The sequence below is a fragment of the Streptomyces sp. NPDC047869 genome (genome assembly GCF_040704065.1).
In the GTDB taxonomy this organism is placed as follows: Bacteria; Actinomycetota; Actinomycetes; order Streptomycetales; family Streptomycetaceae; genus Streptomyces.
Genome location: NZ_JBEYRK010000074.1, coordinates 1 through 1,238, shown reverse-complemented (window position 1 = coordinate 1,238; position 1,238 = coordinate 1). Strand labels below are relative to the sequence as shown.

Annotated in this window: 2 protein-coding genes; both read right to left on the bottom strand. The window is 66.2% G+C overall.

Annotated features, from left to right (window positions below):
• On the bottom strand, positions 1-771 hold a 771-nt coding region (locus AB0924_RS38580; protein WP_358940780.1), incomplete at its 3' end, for an alpha-amylase family glycosyl hydrolase.
• A partial coding sequence (locus tag AB0924_RS38575) for an alpha-glucosidase C-terminal domain-containing protein (RefSeq protein WP_358940781.1) occupies positions 768-1,238 on the bottom strand: 471 nt, incomplete at its 5' end. The genes AB0924_RS38580 and AB0924_RS38575, both read right to left, overlap by 4 nt.

The window sequence follows — 1,238 nt, the reverse complement described above, 5'->3', positions numbered from 1 at the left end:
CAGCACGGTGTCGGGGTACTGGGCGTCGATCTCCTTGCGGACCCGCTTCAGGAACTGGTGCGTGGCCGGCAGGTTCTCGCAGTTGGTGCCCTCCTGCTGGTACAGGTACGGCACGGCGTCCAGGCGGAACCCGTCGATGCCGAGGTCCAGCCAGAACTTCAGCGCGGAGATCATCTCCTCCTGCACCGCCGGGTTCTCGTAGTTGAGGTCCGGCTGGTGCGAGAAGAAGCGGTGCCAGTAGTACTGCTTGCGTACGGGGTCGTACGTCCAGTTGGAGGCCTCGGTGTCGACGAAGATGATCCGGGCGCCCTGGTACTGCTTGTCGTCGTCGGCCCAGACGTAGTAGTCCCCGTACGGGCCGTCCGGGTCTCTCCTCGACTCCTGGAACCACGGGTGCTGGTCGCTGGTGTGGTTCATGACGAAGTCGATGATGACGCGCATACCGCGCTGGTGCGCCGAGTCGACGAACTCGACGAAGTCGGCCAGGTCGCCGAACTCGGGAAGCACTGCCGTGTAGTCGGAGACGTCGTAACCGCCGTCCCGCAGCGGGGACTTGAAGAAGGGCGGCAGCCAGAGGCAGTCGACGCCGAGCCACTGGAGGTAGTCGAGTTTGGCGGTCAGGCCCTTGAGGTCGCCGATGCCGTCCCCGTTGCTGTCCTGGAAGGAGCGGACCAGGACCTCGTAGAAGACGGCGCTCTTGAACCAATCCGGATGCCGGTCCTTGGCGGGGGTGTCCTCGAAGGTGTCCGGGACGGGCTCGTTGACGATCATATGGCGGGTGACCCTCCGGTCGGCGGGGTGGACGGTCGCAGAACCTGGCTGTGCTCACCCGGTGGACGTTCCCCGGGCTCCCGGCCGACGGCCAGCACATGCGCGCCGCCCGGACCGAGGCGCACATAACTGGCCCTGCCCCAGTGATAGGTGTCGCCGGTGAGCAGGTCGCGCACCGGCGTCGACTCGTGCCATTCCAGGCCGAGTTGCGGCATGTCCAACGAGACCGTGGCTTCCTGGGTGTGGTGGGGGTCGAGGTTGGCGACCACCAGAACCGTGTTCGATCCGCTCCGCTTCGAGTAGACGATCACCGAGTCCTTGTCGGCGTGGTGGAAGTGGAGGTCGCGCAGTTGCCGCAGGGCCGGGTTCGCGCGCCGGATGGTGTTGAGTTTGGTGATGAGGGGGGCGATGGTGCGGCCCTCGCGTGCGGCGGCTTCCCAGTCGCGGGGTTTGAGCTGGTACTTCTC